17 protein-coding genes are annotated in these 17,737 nt (G+C 68.6%); 7 read left to right on the forward strand and 10 right to left on the reverse strand.

Annotation, left to right across the window (positions count from 1 at the left end):
• Positions 1-37 precede the first annotated feature (37 nt).
• Both CRT60_RS34700 and CRT60_RS34705 read right to left on the reverse strand, forming a co-directional pair.
• Complete coding sequence (locus tag CRT60_RS34700) at positions 38-1,084, reverse strand: PstS family phosphate ABC transporter substrate-binding protein (RefSeq protein WP_098740875.1); 1,047 nt, start codon at positions 1,082-1,084, stop codon at positions 38-40.
• 128 nt (positions 1,085-1,212) lie between these two features.
• Positions 1,213-2,841: an ATP-binding protein gene (locus CRT60_RS34705; RefSeq protein WP_098740876.1), complete on the reverse strand. Its 1,629-nt coding sequence runs from the start codon at positions 2,839-2,841 to the stop codon at positions 1,213-1,215.
• A gap of 161 nt (positions 2,842-3,002) precedes the next feature.
• Here CRT60_RS34705 and CRT60_RS34710 point away from each other — a divergent pair, with 161 nt between their 5' ends.
• Both CRT60_RS34710 and CRT60_RS34715 read left to right on the forward strand, forming a co-directional pair.
• The gene (locus tag CRT60_RS34710; RefSeq protein WP_098741186.1) at positions 3,003-3,608 is read left to right on the forward strand and encodes a helix-turn-helix domain-containing protein; all 606 of its coding nucleotides are present in this window, start codon (positions 3,003-3,005) and stop codon (positions 3,606-3,608) included.
• An 11-nt stretch (positions 3,609-3,619) separates the two neighbouring features.
• Positions 3,620-4,180, forward strand: coding sequence for a GNAT family N-acetyltransferase (locus tag CRT60_RS34715; RefSeq protein WP_098740877.1), 561 nt, complete (start codon positions 3,620-3,622; stop codon positions 4,178-4,180).
• A gap of 147 nt (positions 4,181-4,327) precedes the next feature.
• Here CRT60_RS34715 and CRT60_RS34720 read toward each other — a convergent pair whose 3' ends face one another.
• On the reverse strand, positions 4,328-6,592 hold the full coding sequence (locus CRT60_RS34720) for an NADP-dependent malic enzyme (RefSeq protein ID WP_098740878.1): 2,265 nt from the start codon (positions 6,590-6,592) through the stop codon (positions 4,328-4,330).
• Between the two features lie 308 nt (positions 6,593-6,900).
• Between CRT60_RS34720 and CRT60_RS34725 the strand changes: the two genes are divergently transcribed.
• The 5 genes from CRT60_RS34725 to CRT60_RS34745 are packed head-to-tail and all read left to right on the forward strand — an operon-like array spanning position 6,901 to position 11,300.
• Entirely contained in the window at positions 6,901-8,214 is a 1,314-nt protein-coding gene (locus tag CRT60_RS34725) for an MFS transporter (RefSeq protein WP_204562121.1), read from the forward strand.
• A 39-nt stretch (positions 8,215-8,253) separates the two neighbouring features.
• A complete protein-coding gene (rph, locus tag CRT60_RS34730) occupies positions 8,254-8,973 on the forward strand; it encodes a ribonuclease PH (protein ID WP_098740880.1) in 720 nt (239 codons plus the stop codon).
• Between the two features lie 27 nt (positions 8,974-9,000).
• On the forward strand, positions 9,001-9,600 hold the full coding sequence (rdgB, locus tag CRT60_RS34735; RefSeq protein ID WP_098740881.1) for an RdgB/HAM1 family non-canonical purine NTP pyrophosphatase: 600 nt from the start codon (positions 9,001-9,003) through the stop codon (positions 9,598-9,600).
• 2 nt (positions 9,601-9,602) lie between these two features.
• Positions 9,603-10,772, forward strand: a complete 1,170-nt coding sequence (hemW, locus tag CRT60_RS34740) for a radical SAM family heme chaperone HemW (protein WP_098740882.1) — start codon at positions 9,603-9,605, stop codon at positions 10,770-10,772.
• Positions 10,773-10,805: 33 nt separating this feature from the next.
• Positions 10,806-11,300, forward strand: coding sequence for a dihydrofolate reductase (locus CRT60_RS34745; protein ID WP_098740883.1), 495 nt, complete (start codon positions 10,806-10,808; stop codon positions 11,298-11,300).
• 29 nt (positions 11,301-11,329) lie between these two features.
• Here CRT60_RS34745 and CRT60_RS34750 read toward each other — a convergent pair whose 3' ends face one another.
• From CRT60_RS34750 to CRT60_RS34780, 7 genes are all read right to left on the reverse strand, one after another.
• A complete protein-coding gene (locus tag CRT60_RS34750; protein WP_098740884.1) occupies positions 11,330-12,241 on the reverse strand; it encodes a ParB/RepB/Spo0J family partition protein in 912 nt (303 codons plus the stop codon).
• On the reverse strand, positions 12,238-13,035 hold the full coding sequence (locus tag CRT60_RS34755) for a ParA family protein (RefSeq protein ID WP_063635622.1): 798 nt from the start codon (positions 13,033-13,035) through the stop codon (positions 12,238-12,240). The genes CRT60_RS34750 and CRT60_RS34755 overlap by 4 nt, the downstream gene beginning before the upstream one ends.
• A gap of 62 nt (positions 13,036-13,097) precedes the next feature.
• On the reverse strand, positions 13,098-13,712 hold the full coding sequence (gene rsmG / locus CRT60_RS34760; RefSeq protein ID WP_098740885.1) for a 16S rRNA (guanine(527)-N(7))-methyltransferase RsmG: 615 nt from the start codon (positions 13,710-13,712) through the stop codon (positions 13,098-13,100).
• On the reverse strand, positions 13,709-15,589 hold the full coding sequence (gene mnmG / locus CRT60_RS34765) for a tRNA uridine-5-carboxymethylaminomethyl(34) synthesis enzyme MnmG (RefSeq protein WP_161958153.1): 1,881 nt from the start codon (positions 15,587-15,589) through the stop codon (positions 13,709-13,711). Before mnmG ends, rsmG begins: the two co-directional genes overlap by 4 nt.
• 129 nt (positions 15,590-15,718) lie before the next feature.
• Entirely contained in the window at positions 15,719-17,062 is a 1,344-nt protein-coding gene (mnmE, locus tag CRT60_RS34770; RefSeq protein ID WP_167421866.1) for a tRNA uridine-5-carboxymethylaminomethyl(34) synthesis GTPase MnmE, read from the reverse strand.
• A gap of 10 nt (positions 17,063-17,072) precedes the next feature.
• On the reverse strand, positions 17,073-17,447 hold the full coding sequence (locus CRT60_RS34775; RefSeq protein ID WP_244592910.1) for a (2Fe-2S) ferredoxin domain-containing protein: 375 nt from the start codon (positions 17,445-17,447) through the stop codon (positions 17,073-17,075).
• Positions 17,444-17,695, reverse strand: coding sequence for a DUF6489 family protein (locus CRT60_RS34780; protein WP_014249167.1), 252 nt, complete (start codon positions 17,693-17,695; stop codon positions 17,444-17,446). The genes CRT60_RS34775 and CRT60_RS34780 overlap by 4 nt, the downstream gene beginning before the upstream one ends.
• Positions 17,696-17,737 lie beyond the last annotated feature (42 nt).

Here is a 17,737-nt window from a genome sequence, read left to right on the forward strand (position 1 = left end):
CGACTCAGGCGAAGACAGGGGCAGGAAGAGGAGTTGGTCAGAACTGCAACGGCGTCAGGTTGACCGCCTCGACGCGGGCGGCGTCGCGCAGCGGCTTCGGCTCCGGGATCAGGCCCTTGTCGACCAGATAGCCGTCGTCGCCCATCGCCCGTTCGGAGGTGTATTCGCCGATGAACTCGCGGATGCCCGGGATGACGCCGGCATGGGCGTTCTTGACGTAGATGTAAAGCGGGCGGGCCAGCTCGTACTTGCCGGCGGCCACCGTCTCCGCCGTCAGACCCACCCCGTCCATCTTCGCGGATTGCAGCGTGTCGCGGTTCTGGTCGAGGTAGCTGTAGCCGAAGACGCCGAAGGCGCTGGGGTTGGCGAGCAGCTTCTGGACGATCAGATTGTCGTTCTCGCCGGCCTCGACATAGGCGCCATCCTCGCGGATCGTCATGCAGGCGCGCTCGCGCGCCTTTTCGTCGGGGACGGCCTTGGCGACCTCGGCCAGCTTTTTGCAGCCTTCCAGCATCGCCAGCTCGTTGAAGGTGTCGCGCGTCCCGGAGGTGGGCGGCGGGCCCAGCACCTCGATGGCCGCCTTGGGCAGCGACGGGTCGATATCGGACCACAGCTTGTAAGGATTGGCGACCAGGGCGCCGTTGACCGGCACCTCCTTCGCCAGCGCCTTCCACAGCACGACGGTGGACAGCGACACCGGCGCCGCCTTCCGGGAGGAGGCCAGCGCGATGCCGTCATAGCCGATCTTCAGCTCGGTCATCGTGGTGACGCCGTTGCCGGCGCACTGGTCGATTTCCGACTTCTTGATCCGGCGCGAGGCGTTGGCGATGTCGGGATGGGCCGGGCCGACGCCGGCGCAGAACAGCTTCAACCCGCCGCCGGTGCCGGTCGATTCGACCACCGGGGTCTTGAACTTGCCGGTCTTGCCGAAGGCCTCCGCCACCGCGGTGGTGAAGGGGAAGACGGTGGAGGAGCCGACCGCGCGGATCTGGTCGCGCGACTGCGCCCAGACCGGGGCGGCAAGGCCCAGGGCCAGGGCCAGGCCCAGGGCGGTCGCGGCGACAACATGGGTCCGGGTGGTCACGGGTGCCCCTCCTTGAGGAAACGGAGACTGGTCCAGCGGAATGGCGCGGACCATAGACCCGGAGGGCGACCGATTGATTACGTTTTTATGACGCTTTCATGACAGCGTCACAGAGCACCCAAACCCTCTCACATCCGGCCCAATCCCCTCTCCCCCCCGGGGAGAGGGTGAGGGGGAAGCGTGGCGGCCCTTCCACGAAAATCCTGATGCGTCTCCCCCTCACCCCGGCCCTCTCCCCTGGGGGGAGAGGGGGAAATCGCTTCTCCCACCGCGGGCAGATAAACCGTGAAGGCGCTGCCCACTCCGACCTCGCTTTCGATGGTCAGCCGGCCGCGGTGGCGGTTCAGGATGTGCTTGACGATGGCCAGCCCCAGCCCGGTGCCGCCCATGGCGCGGGAGCGCGCGGCATCGACGCGGTAGAAGCGCTCGGTCAGGCGGGGCAGGTGCGTGCGGGCGATGCCGTCGCCGCGGTCGCGCACCGACACCGACACCATGGCGGTGCCGCCGCGCCCGGCCCGCTTGTCCTTCGCCACGCCGCCCGGCGCCGGCAGGCCGGTGAAGCCCACCGCGGCGCCGTCGGCCAGCGCCACGCTGACGGTCACGTCGGTGTCCTCGCGCGTGTACTTGATCGCGTTGCTGACGAGGTTCTGGAAGACCTGTGTCAGCTGGTCCTCGTCGCCGACGACCGGCGGCAAATCCTCCGGCGCCTCCATGCGCAGGCGGATGCGGCGCTCCGCCGCCTTCAACTGAAGCGCGGCGATGACGTTCTCCATCTCCTCCACCACATCGACGCGCCCGTTGGGCTGCATGTGCTCGTCCAGCTCGATGCGCGACAGCGACAGCAGGTCGTTGACCAGGCGGGTCATCCGGCTGGCCTGATCGTGCATGATCGCCAGGAAACGGTCCTGCGCCTCCGGATCGTCGCGGGCCGGGCCACGCAGAGTCTCGATGAAGCCCAGCAGGGAGGACAGCGGCGTGCGCAGCTCGTGGCTGGCATTGGCGATGAAGTCGGCCCGCATCTGCTCCGACCGGCGGGCGGCGGTGACGTCATGCAGGGTCAGGATCGCCATGCGGGCGACGGTCGGCGGACGCGGCGCCGGCTCCTCCTCGATCTCGCCGTCCAGCAGCGAGGGATCGGGTTCCGGCACCAGCCGCTGGAAGGGCTTCACCTGCGCTTCGAAGCTGCGCTCCACCGGGACCGGCAGGGTGAACTCGATGATGCGGGACGCACCGCCGCGCAGCACCGAATCCACCGCCTCCAGCACCGCCGGCGTCCGCAGGGACGAGGCGAGGTCGCGGTCGACGATCTTGTCGCCGAACAGCTCCCGCGCGGTCTGGTTAGCCCGCACCACCTGCCGGTCGGCATCCATCAGCAGGAGAGGGGCGGGCAGGGCGTCGATCACCGCCTCGTCGGCGTCCAGCTGCATCCGCACGCTTTCGGCGCGGCGCAGCCCGACCCGGTGCAGGCGGCCGATGGTGGCGGCCAGCGGCTTCAGGGCAGGCGGCGTGCCGGCCGGGGCCAGCGGCTCGTCGGTTTCGGCCAGACGGGCGGCATAGTCGGTCACCGCGTTGGCGTCACGCCGGTAGGTCCGCAGGATCTGGACCGCGCCGATCAGGGCCGCGATGCCCGCCGCCAGCGCCAGCCCGCCATGCAAGGCCCCGCTATAGACCGCCCAGCACAGCACGCCGGCAAGGGGGGCCAGCATCAGCAGGATGGCAGTCAGAAGCGGGGTGGGCGGCGACGCCTTCTGGCGCATGGGGTGGCACCGGATTTAAGGGTGGAGACGGACAGGGAAAGCACGGGTCCAGCCCTTCTACACCATCGCCGCGACGCTCGCGCGACGGTCATAAAAGATTCATGGCGGAGACTGTGCGGCTGGCCGTTGACTCCAATATCCTGGACCTTCATTCTATCTTCATGGAAAAGACGGAAAACGACATCGACAGCCGGCTTGCCACCCGGTTGCGTGCCCTGCGGGCGGACCGCGGCCTGACGCTGGACGGCTTGGCCGAACGGTCGGGCGTCAGCCGCTCGATGATCTCGCTGGTGGAGCGGGGGGAGAGCAGCCCGACGGCCTCCGTGCTGGAACGGCTCGCCGCTGGGCTCGGCGTGACGCTGGCGACGCTGTTCGCCGAGGCGGAGCGCGAGGACGCCGACCCGGTGGTTCGCCGCGCCGACCAGATCGCCTGGACCGACCCGGCCACCGGCTATCGCCGCCGCAACCTGTCGCCGCCGGGCTATCCATCCCCCATCGAGCTGGTGGAGGTGGAGCTGCCGCCGGGCGCCCGCGTCTCCTACGACAGCGGCACCCGCGCCGCCATCGTCGAACAGCAGATCCATCTGCTGGACGGCACCATCGAGTTGACGGTGGGCGAGGTGACGCACCGGCTGAACGCTGGCGACTGCCTCGCCATGCGGCTCGACCGGCCGACCGGCTTTTACAACCCGACCGACCGCACCGCCCGCTACATCGTGGCGCTGACCACCGAGGGGCGCGGCGGTTCAAACGCCGTCAAACGTTGAAGGAGCGAGCCATGGATGCTGCCTGCCTGGACCCGAACCGGCGGAGTGGAGACGGTGCGGTGACGGTCCACGTGCTGACGTCGGGCGAGGCCGGCGCCGCCGTGCCGGGCCTGACCGACGTGCTGCTGGATTGCGTGGAGGGCGGTGCGTCGGTCAGCTTCATGGCCCCCCTCGACCGCGCCACCGCCGAAGGCTTCTGGCGGAGCGTGGCGGCCGGGGTGGAGCGGGGGGAACGCATCCTGCTGGTGGCGGAGGATGGCGACGGCGTGCTCGGCACCGTCCAGCTGGTGGTCGCCCAGCCGCCGAACCAGCCGCACCGCGCCGACCTGTCCAAGATGCTGGTCCACCGCCGCGCCCGCTGCCGGGGCGTCGGCGCCGCCCTGATGCAGGCCGCCGAGGATGCGGGACGCGCCGCCGGCAAGACCCTTCTGGTGCTGGACACCGCCTCGCCCGAGGCCGAGCGGCTCTACACGCGCGCCGGCTGGGTGAAGGTCGGCGTCATCCCGAACTTCGCCCTATGGCCGCAGGGCGGGCTCTGCGACACGACTTTCTTCTACAAGGCGTTGGGGTGAGGGTCGGGGATCTCCTTCTCCCCCCTGGGGAGAAGGTTGGGATGAGGGGGTTCGGCGCAGCCGAAGAGATCCTCGAAACGCATCCCCCTCACCCTAACCCTCTCCCCAGGGGGGAGAGGGGACTTTAAAGAGGAAGGAGCCGTCACCTCACCACGGCAGCGAGTCATGCGCCGCCAGGGCGGCGGCGGTGACGATGTCGTTGACCGAGGCGCCCATGGTGACGATCTGTGCCGGCTTGTCCAAGCCGATCAGCAGCGGGCCGATCATCTGACCGCCGGCCATCTTGTTCAGCAGCTTGGCCGAGATGTTGGCCGAATGCAGGCCGGGCATGATCAGCACATTGGCCGGGCCGGACAGCCGGCAGAACGGGTAGACCCGCTTCATCAGCTGGTAATCCAGCGCCACGTCGGCCGACATCTCGCCGTCATACTCGAAATCGACCCGGCGGCTGTCGAGGATCGACAGGGCTTCCCGCAGCGGATCGGTGTTCGGGTGCGGCGTCTGGCCGAAGTTGGAGAAGGACAGCATCGCGATCCGCGGCTCGTGCCCCATCTGCCGCGCCTTGGCCGCGGCCCCGATGGCGATGTCGGCCAGCGTCTTGCCGTCCGGACGGACATGGACGGTGGTGTCGGCGATGAAGACGGTGCGATTGCGGGTGATCGACAGGTGCAGGCCGAACACCGGCTCGCTCGCCTTCGGGTCGATGACGCGGCGGATTTCCTCGTAGGCGACGCCGAAGCTGCGGGTCAGGCCGGTCACCATGGCGTGGGCGTCGCCCTGCGCCACCATGCAGGCGGCGAAGACGTTGCGGTCCTGGTTGACCATCCGCTGGCAGTCGCGCAGCAACGCGCCCTTGCGCTGCAGGCGGCGGTAGAGGTGGTCGGCATAGCGGCGGTTGGCGTCCGACAGGCGGGCGTTGTGGATTTCGAACTGGACGTTGGGCTGGCCCATCGCCGTCAGCTGTTCCCGGATGACCTCCTCCCGGCCGATCAGCACCGGCGTGCCGTAACCGTGGGCGCGGAAGGCCATGGCGGCGCGGATCGTCCGTTCCTCCTCGCCCTCGGCGAAGACGACGCGGCGCGGGTTGGTCCGCACTTTTTCCAGGATCAGTTCCAGGCTGTCGGCCGTCGGATCCAGGCGGGTGCGCAGGGAATGCTTGTAGCTGGTCAGGTCGAGGATCGGCTTGCGCGCCACCCCGCTTTCCATCGCCGCCTGGGCGACGGCGGCCGGAACGGTGACGATCAGGCGCGGGTCGAACGGCACCGGGATGATATAGTCCGGGCCGTAGCGCAGCCGGCGCCCGGAATAGGCGGCATCGACCTCGTCCGGCACATCCTCGCGCGCCAGCGCCGCCAGCGCCCTGGCGGCGGCGACCTTCATCGCCTCGTTGATGGTGGTGGCGCGGACGTCCAGCGCGCCGCGGAACAGGTAGGGGAAGCCCAGGACGTTGTTGACCTGGTTCGGGTAGTCGGAGCGGCCGGTCGCCACGATGGCGTCGCCGCGCACCGCCTTGACCTCCTCCGGGGTGATCTCCGGATCGGGGTTGGCCAGCGCGAAGATGATCGGCTTGGCCGCCATCGACTTGACCATCTCCGGCGTCATCGCTCCCTTGGCCGACAGGCCGACGAACACGTCGGAGCCGGCCACCGCCTCTTCCAGCGTGCGCTTGTCGGTGTCGACGGCGAAGGACGACTTCCACTGGTTCATGCCGTTGGTGCGGCCGCGATAGACCACGCCCTTGGTGTCGCACAGGATGATGTTTTCACGTGAAACACCCATCGTGCAGAACAGCTCGGCGCAGGCGATGCCCGCCGCACCGGCGCCGTTCACCACCATCTTCACATCCTCGATCTTCCGGCCGGTGATGTCGCAGGCGTTGATCAGGCCGGCGGCGGCGATGATCGCGGTGCCGTGCTGGTCGTCGTGGAAGACCGGGATGTCCAGCAGTTCGCGCAGCCGCTCCTCGATGATGAAGCAGTCGGGCGCCTTGATGTCTTCCAGGTTGATGCCGCCGAAGCTGGCGCCGAGGAAGCGCACGCAGTTGACGAATTCGTCCACGTCGCGGGTGTCGACCTCCAGGTCGATGCCGTCGACGTCGGCGAAGCGCTTGAACAGCACCGCCTTGCCTTCCATCACCGGCTTGCTGGCCAAGGCACCCAGGTCGCCTAGCCCCAGCACGGCCGTGCCGTTGGAAATGATGGCGACGATGTTGCCCTTGGCCGTGTAGTCGTAGGCGAGCGACGGATCTTCGGCGATGCGCAGGCAGGGCACGGCGACGCCGGGCGAATAGGCCAGCGCCAGATCGCGCTGGGTGGTCAGCGGCTTGGTCGGGGTGATTTCCAGCTTGCCGGGCCGGCCGCTGGAATGCAGCAGCAGGGCCTCTTCATCGGTGACGCGCTTGGTGTCGGACATGGATGTCGTGTTCCTCAACGGAGTGTACAGCCCGTCGGTCGTCGTTGATGCTTTTTGTGCGGTGCGCTGCCGACGGTGGGGTCGCGATGGTACACGCGGCACGCGCAACTCGCCAAGCCTCCAAAGCCCGCTTTTTGTACGAATCATGCAGTTTTTTGACGATTGAGGACACATTCAGTTGGGATCGCGTCCTATCTGCTGCGCTTGCCTTGCATGACCGTGGCGTTTGGGCAGGCTGGGCGGCGGCTGTTACCATGCGGTGCATCTCCCGCAATCACGCGCATCCCGCCTCCGCCGGAGCCTCCATCTTGTCCCAGGCCACACGCCCTGCGGCGCCCACCGCTTTGACGCCTGACGAACGCCGGATCACGATGGTCATCGCGGCGGTGCAGTTCATCAACATCCTGGACTTCATGATGGTGATGCCGCTCGGCCCCGACTTCGCGCGGGCGCTTGGCATTCCGGCGTCACACATCGGTTACATCGGCGGCAGCTACACCGCCGCCGCCGCGGTGGCCGGGCTGATCGGCTCGATGCTGCTCGACCGCTTCGACCGGCGCCGGGCGCTTGCCGTGGCGATGGCCGGGCTGATCGTCTCCACGGCGCTCGGCGGTCTGGCCTGGGACTTCCCGTCGCTGCTGGCGGCGCGCGTGCTGGCCGGACTGTTCGGCGGCCCTGCCGTCGCGGTCGCCATCGCCACGCTGACTGACCGGGTGGCGCCGCAGCGCCGCGGGCGGGCGATGGGCGCGGTGATGTCGGCCTTCTCGCTGTCGGCCATCGCCGGGGTGCCGGTCGGGCTTGAACTGGCGCTCTATGGCGGCTGGCGCCTGCCTTTCTTCGCGGTGGCCGCCGCCGGGCTGGTCGTCGCCGTCGCCGCCATCGCCATCCTGCCGCCGCAGCGCGGCCATCTGGCTGCCGGGGCAGGGGTGAAGACCGGCGCCTGGGTGCGGATGACGGCGCTGCTGTCGCGCCGCAAGGTCTGGCTGGCCTATGCCACGGTGGCGCTGGTGCAGGTCCAGCAATTCATGATCGTTCCCAACATCGCCGCCTATGTGCAGGGCAATCTGGGCTTCCCGCGCGACCATCTGAGCCTGGTCTATATGACCGGCGGCACGCTGAGCTTCTTCGCCTCGCGCTGGGCCGGCCGGCTGGTCGACCGTCACGGCTCCAGCGCCATCACCTTCGCAGCGACCGTCGGGTTGAGCGTCGTGATCTTCACCGCCTTCATCGGCTACCGTCCCTGGATGCCGGTGCTGGGGCTGTTTCCCTTCTTCATGACCTTCGTCGGCGTCCGCATGGTCGCCAACGGCGCCGCCTTCTCCCGCGTGCCGGACCCGCAGGAGCGCGCCGGCTTCATGGCGCTGGTGTCGGCGGTCCAGCATCTCAGCTCCGCCTTCGGCGCCTTCCTGTCGGCGGAGATCCTGACCAACGCGCCCGACGGCCGGCTGGAGCATGTCTCGACCATGGCCACGGTCTCCATCGCCATCGGGCTTGCCATTCCGTTGCTGACCCTGTGGCTGGAGCGGGCGACGCGCCCCCCGGCGCCGACGGCCGCCGTCATGCCGGCCCCTGTACCGGTGGCGGCGGACGCCGTACTGGACGGCGCGGGGCAGAGCCGTTAGCTTGCCGCCGATCTGCAAACGACCTTCGGAATGATGCCCATGCGCCCCTCCGGCCGCGCCTTCGACCAACTGCGCACCGTCTCCCTCGAACCCGGCTTCAGCCGCTATGCCGAGGGGTCCTGCATGGTGCGTTTCGGCAACACGCATGTGCTGTGCACCGCCAGCGTCGACGAAACGGTGCCGCGCTTCCTGAAGAACACCGGTCTGGGCTGGGTCACTGCCGAATACGGCATGCTGCCGCGCTCCACCCACAGCCGCAGCGACCGTGAGGCGGCGAAGGGCAAGCAGTCCGGCCGCACCCAGGAAATCCAGCGTCTGATCGGCCGCGCGCTGCGCGCCGTCACCGACCGCTCGGCGATGGGCGAGAAGCAGATCAAGATCGACTGCGACGTGATCCAGGCCGACGGCGGCACCCGCACCGCCGCCATCACCGGCAGCTATGTCGCCCTGCATCTGGCTTTCCAGCACCTGATGCAGATCGGCGCCCTGAAGACCATGCCGCTGACCGATCAGGTCGCCGCCGTTTCCTGCGGCCTCTATCAGGGCAACGCCGTGCTCGACCTCGATTACGACGAGGACTCCAAGGCGCAGGCCGATGCCAACTTCGTCCTGACCGGCAAGGCCGGCATCGTCGAAATCCAGGGCACCGCCGAGGAAACCCCCTTCTCCGAGCCGCAGTTCATGGAGCTGCTGGCGCTCGCCCGCAAGGGCGTGACCGAGCTGGCGGCGTTGCAGAAGCAGGTTCTCGGCATCAAGTAAGGCCGTTTCAGCCGGAGTTTCATCATCATGTCCGCTCCCCGCCGCTTCACCGGCGACACTCTCGTCATCGCCAGCCACAACAAGGGCAAGGTGCGCGAGATCGCCGACCTGCTCGGCCCCTATGTCGCCAATTTCACCGCGGCCGGGGAGCTGGGCCTGCCCGAACCTGAGGAAACCGGCACCACCTTCATCGCCAACGCGGAGCTGAAGGCCAAGGCCGCGGCCGCCGCCGGCCATGTGGCGCTTGCCGACGACAGCGGGCTGGTGGTGCCGGCGCTGAACGGCGATCCCGGCATCTACTCCGCCCGCTGGGCCGGCCCGGCCAAGGACTTCGCCATGGCGATGCGGAAGGTCGAGGACGGGCTTGTCGGTAAAGCCGACCGCAGCGCCTATTTCGTCTGCGCCCTGTCGCTCGCCTGGCCGGACGGCCATGTCGAGACGGTGGAGGGCCGCTGCTACGGCACGCTGGTGTGGCCGCCGCGGGGGCCGCAGGGCTTCGGCTACGACCCGATGTTCCTGCCCGACGGCCACGGGCTGACCTTCGGCGAGATGGACCCGGCCAGGAAGCACGAGATGAGCCACCGCGCCGACGCCTTCCAGCAGCTGGTGGAGCGGTGCTTCCGGTGACCATGTCCGATCCCGGCTTCTCCGGCCCCGGTTTTGCCATCTACGTCCATTGGCCCTTCTGCAAGTCGAAGTGCCCCTACTGCGATTTCAACAGCCATGTCCGCGAGCGGGTCGACCATGACCGCTGGCGGGCCGGGCTGCTGCGCGAACTGGACCATTACGCCGACCTGACCGCCGGGCGCACCGTCACCTCGATCTTCTTCGGCGGCGGCACCCCGTCGCTGATGGAGCCGTCCACCGTCGGCGCCATCGTCGACCGCGTCGCCCAGCGCTGGCCGGTCGCCGATGGGCTGGAGGTGACGCTGGAGGCCAACCCGACCTCCGTCGAAGCCGACAAGTTCCGCGCCTTCCGCAGCGCCGGGATCGACCGCGTCTCGCTGGGCATCCAGGCGCTGGACGACGCCAGCCTGAAGTTCCTCGGCCGCGAGCACAATGCGGCGGAGGCGACCGGCGCCATCGAACTGGCGGCGCGGATTTTCGACCGCTTCTCCTTCGACCTGATCTATGCCCGTCCGGGCCAGACGGTGGCGGCGTGGCAGGCGGAGCTGGCGCGGGCGCTGGACTACGCGGTCGGCCATTTGTCGGTCTATCAGCTGACCATCGAGCAGGGCACGGCCTTCTATCCGCTCCATGCCCGCGGCGATCTGGTGCTGCCCAACGAGGATCTGGCCGGCGATCTCTATGAAGCGACGCAGAGCCAGCTGACGGCGGCCGGGTTGCCGGCCTACGAGATTTCCAACCACGCCCGGCCCGGCGAGGAAAGCCGCCACAATTTGACATATTGGCGCTATGGCGACTATGTCGGCATCGGTCCCGGCGCCCATGGCAGGCTGACGCTGGACCGCGAGAAGTTCGCCACCCGTGCCCATCGCGCCCCGGAGATTTGGCTGGAGCGGGTGGAGCGCGACGGCCATGGCGCTGCCGCTCCCGATCCCATCGACCGCGACGCCCGCGGGACGGAACTGCTGATGATGGGGCTGCGCCTGACCGAAGGCGTGCGGCTTGCCCGCCTGACGGAGGAAACCGGCCGCGGTTTGGACGATCTGGTCGATCCGGCGGCCCTGTCCCGCCTGATCGACGGCGGTTTCCTGACACGCGATGCCAACCGTCTGGTTGCCACTCCGGAGGGGCTACAGCGTCTGAACGCGGTGCTCGGCGCAATTCTGGCGTAAAATCGGTCAGCTCCAGCAGGGAAAGGGCATGGGATGCTCATCACTCTGATCGTCGCCGCCGCAACGAACGACGTGATCGGCCGCGATGGCCGGCTTCCCTGGACCCTTCCCAGCGACCTGCGCCGGTTCAAGGACCTGACGATGGGCAAGCCGATCCTGATGGGCCGGAAGACCTGGGAGTCCCTGCCGCGCCGTCCGCTTCCCGGCCGCGACAATCTGGTGATCAGCCGCCAGGCTTCCATCGGCGAAAAGGACGGCGCCCGCTGGTTCAGCGGGCTGGGTGCGGCGGTGTCGTGGGCGCAAGCGTCCGGCGCCCCCGAACTCTGCGTCATCGGCGGCGCCGCCCTGTTCCGCGAGACGATGCCGATTGCCGACACCCTGCACCTGACCCGCATCGAAAGCGCGGTCGAGGGCGACACGCTGATGCCGCCGATCGGGGCGGAGTGGGCGGAGGTGTGGTCGAGCGCGCCCATGGAGGAGAACGGGCTGATCTATCGCTACATCGACTTCGCGAAGGTGCGCGGGTAGGGGGCGCGAACGCCCCCGACGAAGCCCCGTTACTCTTCCCCGCCCAGCCGGTGCAGCACATCGTCCAGCTGGTCGAGCGTCTGGTAATGGATGGTGATCGTCCCGCGCTGCCCCTGCGGGTTGATCGCGACCTTCAACCCGATGCGGGCGGAGATTTCCTCCTCCAGATTGATCAGGTCGACGTCCTTCATCGCGGGCGCGGATCCGGCTCCGCCGGCCGCGGCCTTGCCCTTCTTCGCCTTGGGCTGGTCGCCACGCATCAGGTCTTCGGTCTGGCGCACGTTCAGGCCGCGGGTGACGACCTCGCGGGCGACGGCCGCCGGATCCGGGGCGGTCAGCAGGGCGCGGGCATGGCCGGCGGTTAGAGCGCCGTCCTGCACCATCGACTTGACCGGCTCCGGCAAAGCCAGCAGGCGCATCATGTTGGCGACATGGCTGCGGCTCTTGCCGACGGCGCGGGCGAGATCCTCCTGCGTATGCTCGAACTCCTCCATCAGGCGGCGATAGCCTTCCGCCTCTTCAAGAGGAGTCAGATCCTGGCGCTGGATGTTCTCGATCAGCGCGATTTCCAGCGCCTCGCGGTCGCTGAGATCGCGGATGATGACCGGAACCTCGTGCAGGCCGGCGATCTGCGCCGCGCGCCAGCGGCGTTCGCCGGCGATCAGCTCGTAGGAATTGGCGTCCTCGGCGTCGCGGCGGACCAGCAGCGGCTGGAGGATGCCCTTGTCCCGAATGGACTCGACGAGGCCCTGGATGGCCTCGTCGTCGAACTTCCGCCGCGGCTGGTACTTGCCGGGATGGACGAACTCGATCGGCACCTGCTTGGACTGCCGCACCTTGTCGAGCGCCGAGTAATCCTCGGTCGCCTCGCCGAACAGGGCGGACAGGCCACGGCCCAGGCTGGCGCGGCGGGCGCCTCCTTGTTTGGTGTCGTCGATCATGCGGTCAGTCTCTTCTCACGGCGAAGCACCTCGCCCGCCAGATGGATGTAGGCCTGCGATCCGGGGCAGCGCATGTCGTAGATCAGCACCGGCTTGCCGTGGGACGGCGCCTCCGACACCTTGACGTTGCGCGGGATCACGGTGTCGTACACCTTCTCCCCGAAGAAGCCGCGGACGTCCGCCGCAACCATGTCCGACAGATTGTTGCGCTTGTCGAACATGGTCAGCACGACGCCGTGGATGTCGAGGTTGGGGTTGAAGGCGCGCTTCACCCGCTCGATGGTGCGGACCAGATGGCTGAGACCTTCCAGCGCGTAGAACTCGCACTGGAGGGGGACCATCACCGCATGCGACGCGACCAGCGCGTTCAGCGTCAGCAGTCCCAGCGCCGGCGGGCAGTCGATCAGGACGTAATCATATTCCAGCGCGCTGTTGGCGACCGCCTCGCGCAGGCGGAACTCGCGGCGCTCGGCACCGACCAGCTCGATCTCCGCACCCGACAGATCGACCGACGAGGTGATGATCGACAGGTTCGGCACCGAGGAGGGGGTGGCGGCCTCCTCCAGCGACACGTCGTCGAACAGCACGTCGTAGATGCCGACGCGGCGGTCGGAGCGGGGGATGCCGAGACCGGTGGACGCGTTGCCCTGCGGATCGAGGTCGATCACCAGAACCCGCTTGCCGATGACGGCGAGCGCGGTGGCGAGGTTGATCGTCGTCGTGGTCTTGCCCACGCCGCCCTTCTGGTTGGCAATCGCAACCACGCGGGCAAGGGGACGGGTGACGGCAGACATGGCAGCCTCTCGGGAGTCCGGTTGGCGGGAAGAGGGCGGGGGAACGGTGTCAGGCACGGTCTTCACGCACGCTCAAGATGGCTCACACGCAGGATGGTCCCGCTCGGATCGGTGCGGCTGTCGAATCGCTCAGGAACCAGTGTCCAATATTGCGTTGCAGCGGTCAATTCGTCGTCCAGTGCCGCACCCTTCAGGAACAGGCACTTGCCGCGCGATCCGATGAAGGGATGCGCCCAGCCGAACAGGTCGGCCAGCGGCGCCAGGGCGCGGGCGGTGACGACATCGGCGTCGATGCCGGTAACCGTCTCGATCCGCTTGGTGTGGACGGTGACGGGGGCCTCGCAGACGCGGGCGACCTCGCGCAGGAAGGCGCATTTGCGCACATCGCTCTCGATCAGATGCACCTGCGGCACGCCGAGGATGGCGAGCACCAGACCGGGGAAGCCGGCACCGCTGCCGAGATCGACCAGCACCCGCGTGCCGTCCGGCAGCAGGGGATAGAGCTGGGCGGAGTCGAGGATATGACGCTTCCAGGCATCCGGCAGGGTGGAGGGGCCGACCAGATTGATCTTCGGTTGCCACTTGCGCAGCAGAGCCTCATAGGCGATCAGGCGGTCGAGCGTTTCACGTGAAACACCCGTGGCCTCCTGAAATGCAACCGCATCGAACCCGCTCATTCCGCAGCCACCCCGGCCGATTCCACATCGCGGCGCTTTACATGGCGGAGCAGGGCGACCAGCGCCGCCGGGGTCATGCCGGGAATGCGCGCGGCAGCGCCCAGCGTCGCCGGACGCGACTGGCGCAGCTTCTGCCGGATTTCGGCGGACAGGCTGCCGATGCCGTCGACATCGAGATCGTCGGGCAGGGCGAGCGACTCGTCCTTGCGGAAAGCGCGGATGTCGGCCTCCTGCCGGCCGAGATAGCCGGCATATTTGCCGTCGATCTCCAGCTGCTCGGCAATCTCGGGCGCGATTCCGCCAAGCTCCGGCCACAGGCGGGCGAGGGCGGCGAGATCGATGTCGGGATAGCGCAGCAGGTCGGCGGCACTGCGGCGCACGCCGTCCTGGTTGACCGCGACTCCCTGGCGGGACAGTTCGACGGGGGTCGCCTGCAACGACGCGACCAGGGCACGCCCGGCGGACAGGGCCGCGCTCTTGGCGGCGAAGACATCGCGACGCTCGGAGCCGACGCAGCCGATGGCAACGCCCTTGGCGGTCAGCCGCTGGTCGGCATTGTCGGCGCGCAGCAGCAGCCGGTATTCGGCGCGCGAGGTGAACATGCGGTAGGGCTCGTTGGTGCCCCGGCCGATCAGGTCGTCGATCAGCACACCGATATAGGCGTCGGCACGGTCGAGCACGAAGCCGTCCGCATTGCCACTCGCCGCCAGCGCGGCGTTGATGCCGGCCATCAGCCCCTGGGCCGCCGCCTCTTCATAGCCGGTGGTGCCGTTGATCTGGCCGGCCAGGAACAGGCGGGGCGCCCGGCGGGTCTCCAGCGTCGGCTTCAGCTCGCGCGGATCGACATAGTCGTATTCGATGGCGTAGCCGGGACGGATCATCACCACCTTCTCCAGCCCCGGCATGCTGGCGAGGATGCCGAGCTGCACGTCGCGGGGCAGGGAGGTCGAGATGCCGTTCGGGTAGACGGTGGGATCGTCCAGCCCTTCCGGTTCGAGGAAGATCTGGTGCTTCTCCTTCTCGGCGAAGCGGACGACCTTGTCCTCGATGGACGGGCAGTAACGCGGGCCGGTGCCGGTGATCTGGCCGGAATACATCGGGGCGCGATGCAGGTTGGACCGGATCAGCGCGTGCGCTTCCGGCGTCGTCCAGGTGATCGCGCAGTCGATCTGCGGCGTGTCGATCCGCTCGGTCATGTAGGAGAAGGGCGGCGGCGGCAGGTCGCCGGGCTGCTTCTCCAGCGCGTCCCAATCGATGGTGCGCCCGTCGAGGCGCGGCGGCGTGCCGGTCTTCAGACGGCCGAGCGGGAAGCCGAGACGGGCCAGCGTGTCGGACAGGCCGATGGACGGCGCCTCGCCGACGCGGCCGGCGGGGGTGCGCTCCTCGCCGATGTGGATCACGCCGCGCAGGAAGGTGCCGGTGGTCAGCACCACGGCGCCGGCGCGGATGGACTCGCCCGCCCCGGTAACGACGCCGGTGATCCGCTGCTCGCCATCGACGATCAGATCCTCGGCGCCGCCGGCCTCGATGAACAGGTTTTCCTGCTCGGCCAGCAGTGCCTGCATCGCCTGCCGGTAGAGCTTGCGGTCGGCCTGGGCGCGCGGTCCGCGGACGGCGGGACCCTTGCTGCGGTTCAGGATGCGGAACTGAATGCCGCCGCGGTCGATGGCCTTTGCCATCACCCCGTCCAGCGCATCGATCTCCCGCACCAGATGGCCCTTGGCCAAGCCGCCGATGGCGGGGTTGCAGGACATCTCGCCGATGGTTTCGACCTTGTGGGTCAGCAGGAGCGTGCGCGCACCCATGCGCGCTGCCGCCGCGGCAGCCTCACAGCCGGCGTGACCGCCGCCGACAACGATGACATCATAGCTTCGCATGTGCGGGACCATAGCGGAACGGCGGCGCGGATCCAAGAGGCAGGCGGAGAGGCGGGCGGAGACAAGTGCCGCAGGTCAGCCCTGTTTCACGTGAAACACGCGGTCACTTGCCCCTTCATTTGCCGCCCTTCACTTGCCGATGCAGAAGTCGCGGAAGATCACGTCCAGCAGATCTTCGACATCGACGCGCCCGGTGATCCGCCCCAGCGCCCGGCTGGCGAGACGCACATCCTCCGCCGCCAGTTCCGGCAACGGCGCCTCCAAAGCCCGCAGCAAGGACTCCCGGCACTCGGTCAGCGCGGCGCGGTGACGGGCGCGCGTCAGCGACGGCGCGCTGCCGATGGCAAGCCGGTCGGCGCTGAACTCCGTCAACTTTTCTTCCAGCAGTTTCAGCCCGTCACCGGTCTGGGCGGAAACCAGGATCGGCGACAGATCCGGGCGCAGATCGGTGGCGGCAGCAAGGTCGGTCTTGTTGAAGACGACCACCGTGTCGCGGTCGATCAGGTCCAGCGTCGCCGGGTCGAGATCGGGCAGGGTGGCGGCATCGAACACTGCGACCTTCACGTCGGCGCGGGCGGCCCGGTCCCGGGCGCGGCGAATGCCTTCCTCCTCGACCTCATCGGCGGCGGCCTCCCGCAGCCCGGCGGTGTCGGCCAGCACGACCGGATAGCCGCCGAGGTCGAGATGCACCTCGATGATGTCGCGGGTGGTGCCGGCGCGGGCGGAGACGATGGCGGCGTCCCGGCGGGCCAGCGCGTTCAGCAGACTCGATTTTCCGGCATTCGGCGCGCCGACGATGGCGATGTGCAGCCCCTCGCGCAGCCGCTCGCCGCGTCCGCCGTCATCGAGATGGCTGGCGATCTCCCTGGCCAGCCCGGCGATCACCGGACGGACGGCATCGGCGACGCCGCCCGGCAGGTCATCCTCGGCGAAGTCGATGTCGGCCTCGATGTGGGCGAGCGCGCGGGTCAGCCGTTCACGCCAGCCGTCATAGAGCTTGCCGAGCGCCCCCTCCATCTGCCGCAAGGCCTGCCGGCGCTGCGCGGTGGTCTCGGCGTCGATCAGGTCGGCGACCGCCTCGGCCTCGGTCAGGTCGAGCTTGCCGTTCTCGAAGGCGCGGCGGGTGAACTCGCCGGGCTCGGCCAGCCGCAGGCCGGGCAGGGTGGCCAGCGCCTCGATCACGCCGGTGACGACGGCGCGGCCACCATGCAGGTGCAGTTCCACCACATCCTCGCCGGTGAAGCTGGCGGGAGCGGTGAAGCGCAGGACCAGCGCGTCGTCGAGCGCATCGCCGCTCTTCGGATCGCGCAGCTTGGTCAGCACGGCGCGGCGCGGGGCCGGCAGGGGCCGGCCGGTCAGTGCCGCGAGGGCGGATCCGGCCCCGGGTCCCGAAATGCGAACCACCGCCACACCGGATCGTCCGGGGGCGGTGGCGAGCGCGTAGATGGTGGTGTTCAAGCTGGAGGTGGCCATCGGCGGAGGATCAGCCCTGCTGCTCGGGCCGCAGCTCCCGCTGCTCCGTCGTCAGCATCAGCCGCTCGACCCGGCGGCCTTCGACCAGATGGGTCTGCAGGATTTCATCGACGTCGCCGGTGCTGCGGTAGGTGTACCAGACGCCGTCAGGATAGATCACCAGCGTCGGCCCCAGCTCGCAGCGGTCGAGGCAGCCGGCGGAGTTGATCCGCACCTTGCCGTCGAACCCGAGTTCGCGGGCGCGGGCCTTCATATAGTCGCGCAGCTTCTCCGACCCATGGGCGGCGCAGGATCCGCGCCGGTGCCCGTCGGGACGGCGGTTGGTGCAGCAGAAGACATGGGCTTCGAAGTAAGGCTTCTGGGACTCAATCGGACGGTCGGTCACTTTCTTCCTTCCTGACCCAGGGCGGACGCCATCTGGGACCAAAACATCTTCTGCATCTGCTCCATGCCCTGGATGCCAGCGGGCAGCCAGGTCTTGAGCATGGTCTCCGGGTCCATGGCCTGGAGGTTGGCACGCATCCGTTCCTGGATCTCGTGCATCATGGCATCCTGCATCGGCTTCACGTCGGGCAGGCCGAGGAAGTGCCGGGCCTCGTCCGGGGTGCAGTCGATGTCGACGGTGATTTTCATGGGGACCCCCTCCAGAGCCGGAGCCGGCACCCGTGGAGGGAG

It is taken from the genome of Azospirillum palustre (assembly GCF_002573965.1).
Classification (GTDB): Bacteria; Pseudomonadota; Alphaproteobacteria; order Azospirillales; family Azospirillaceae; genus Azospirillum; species Azospirillum palustre.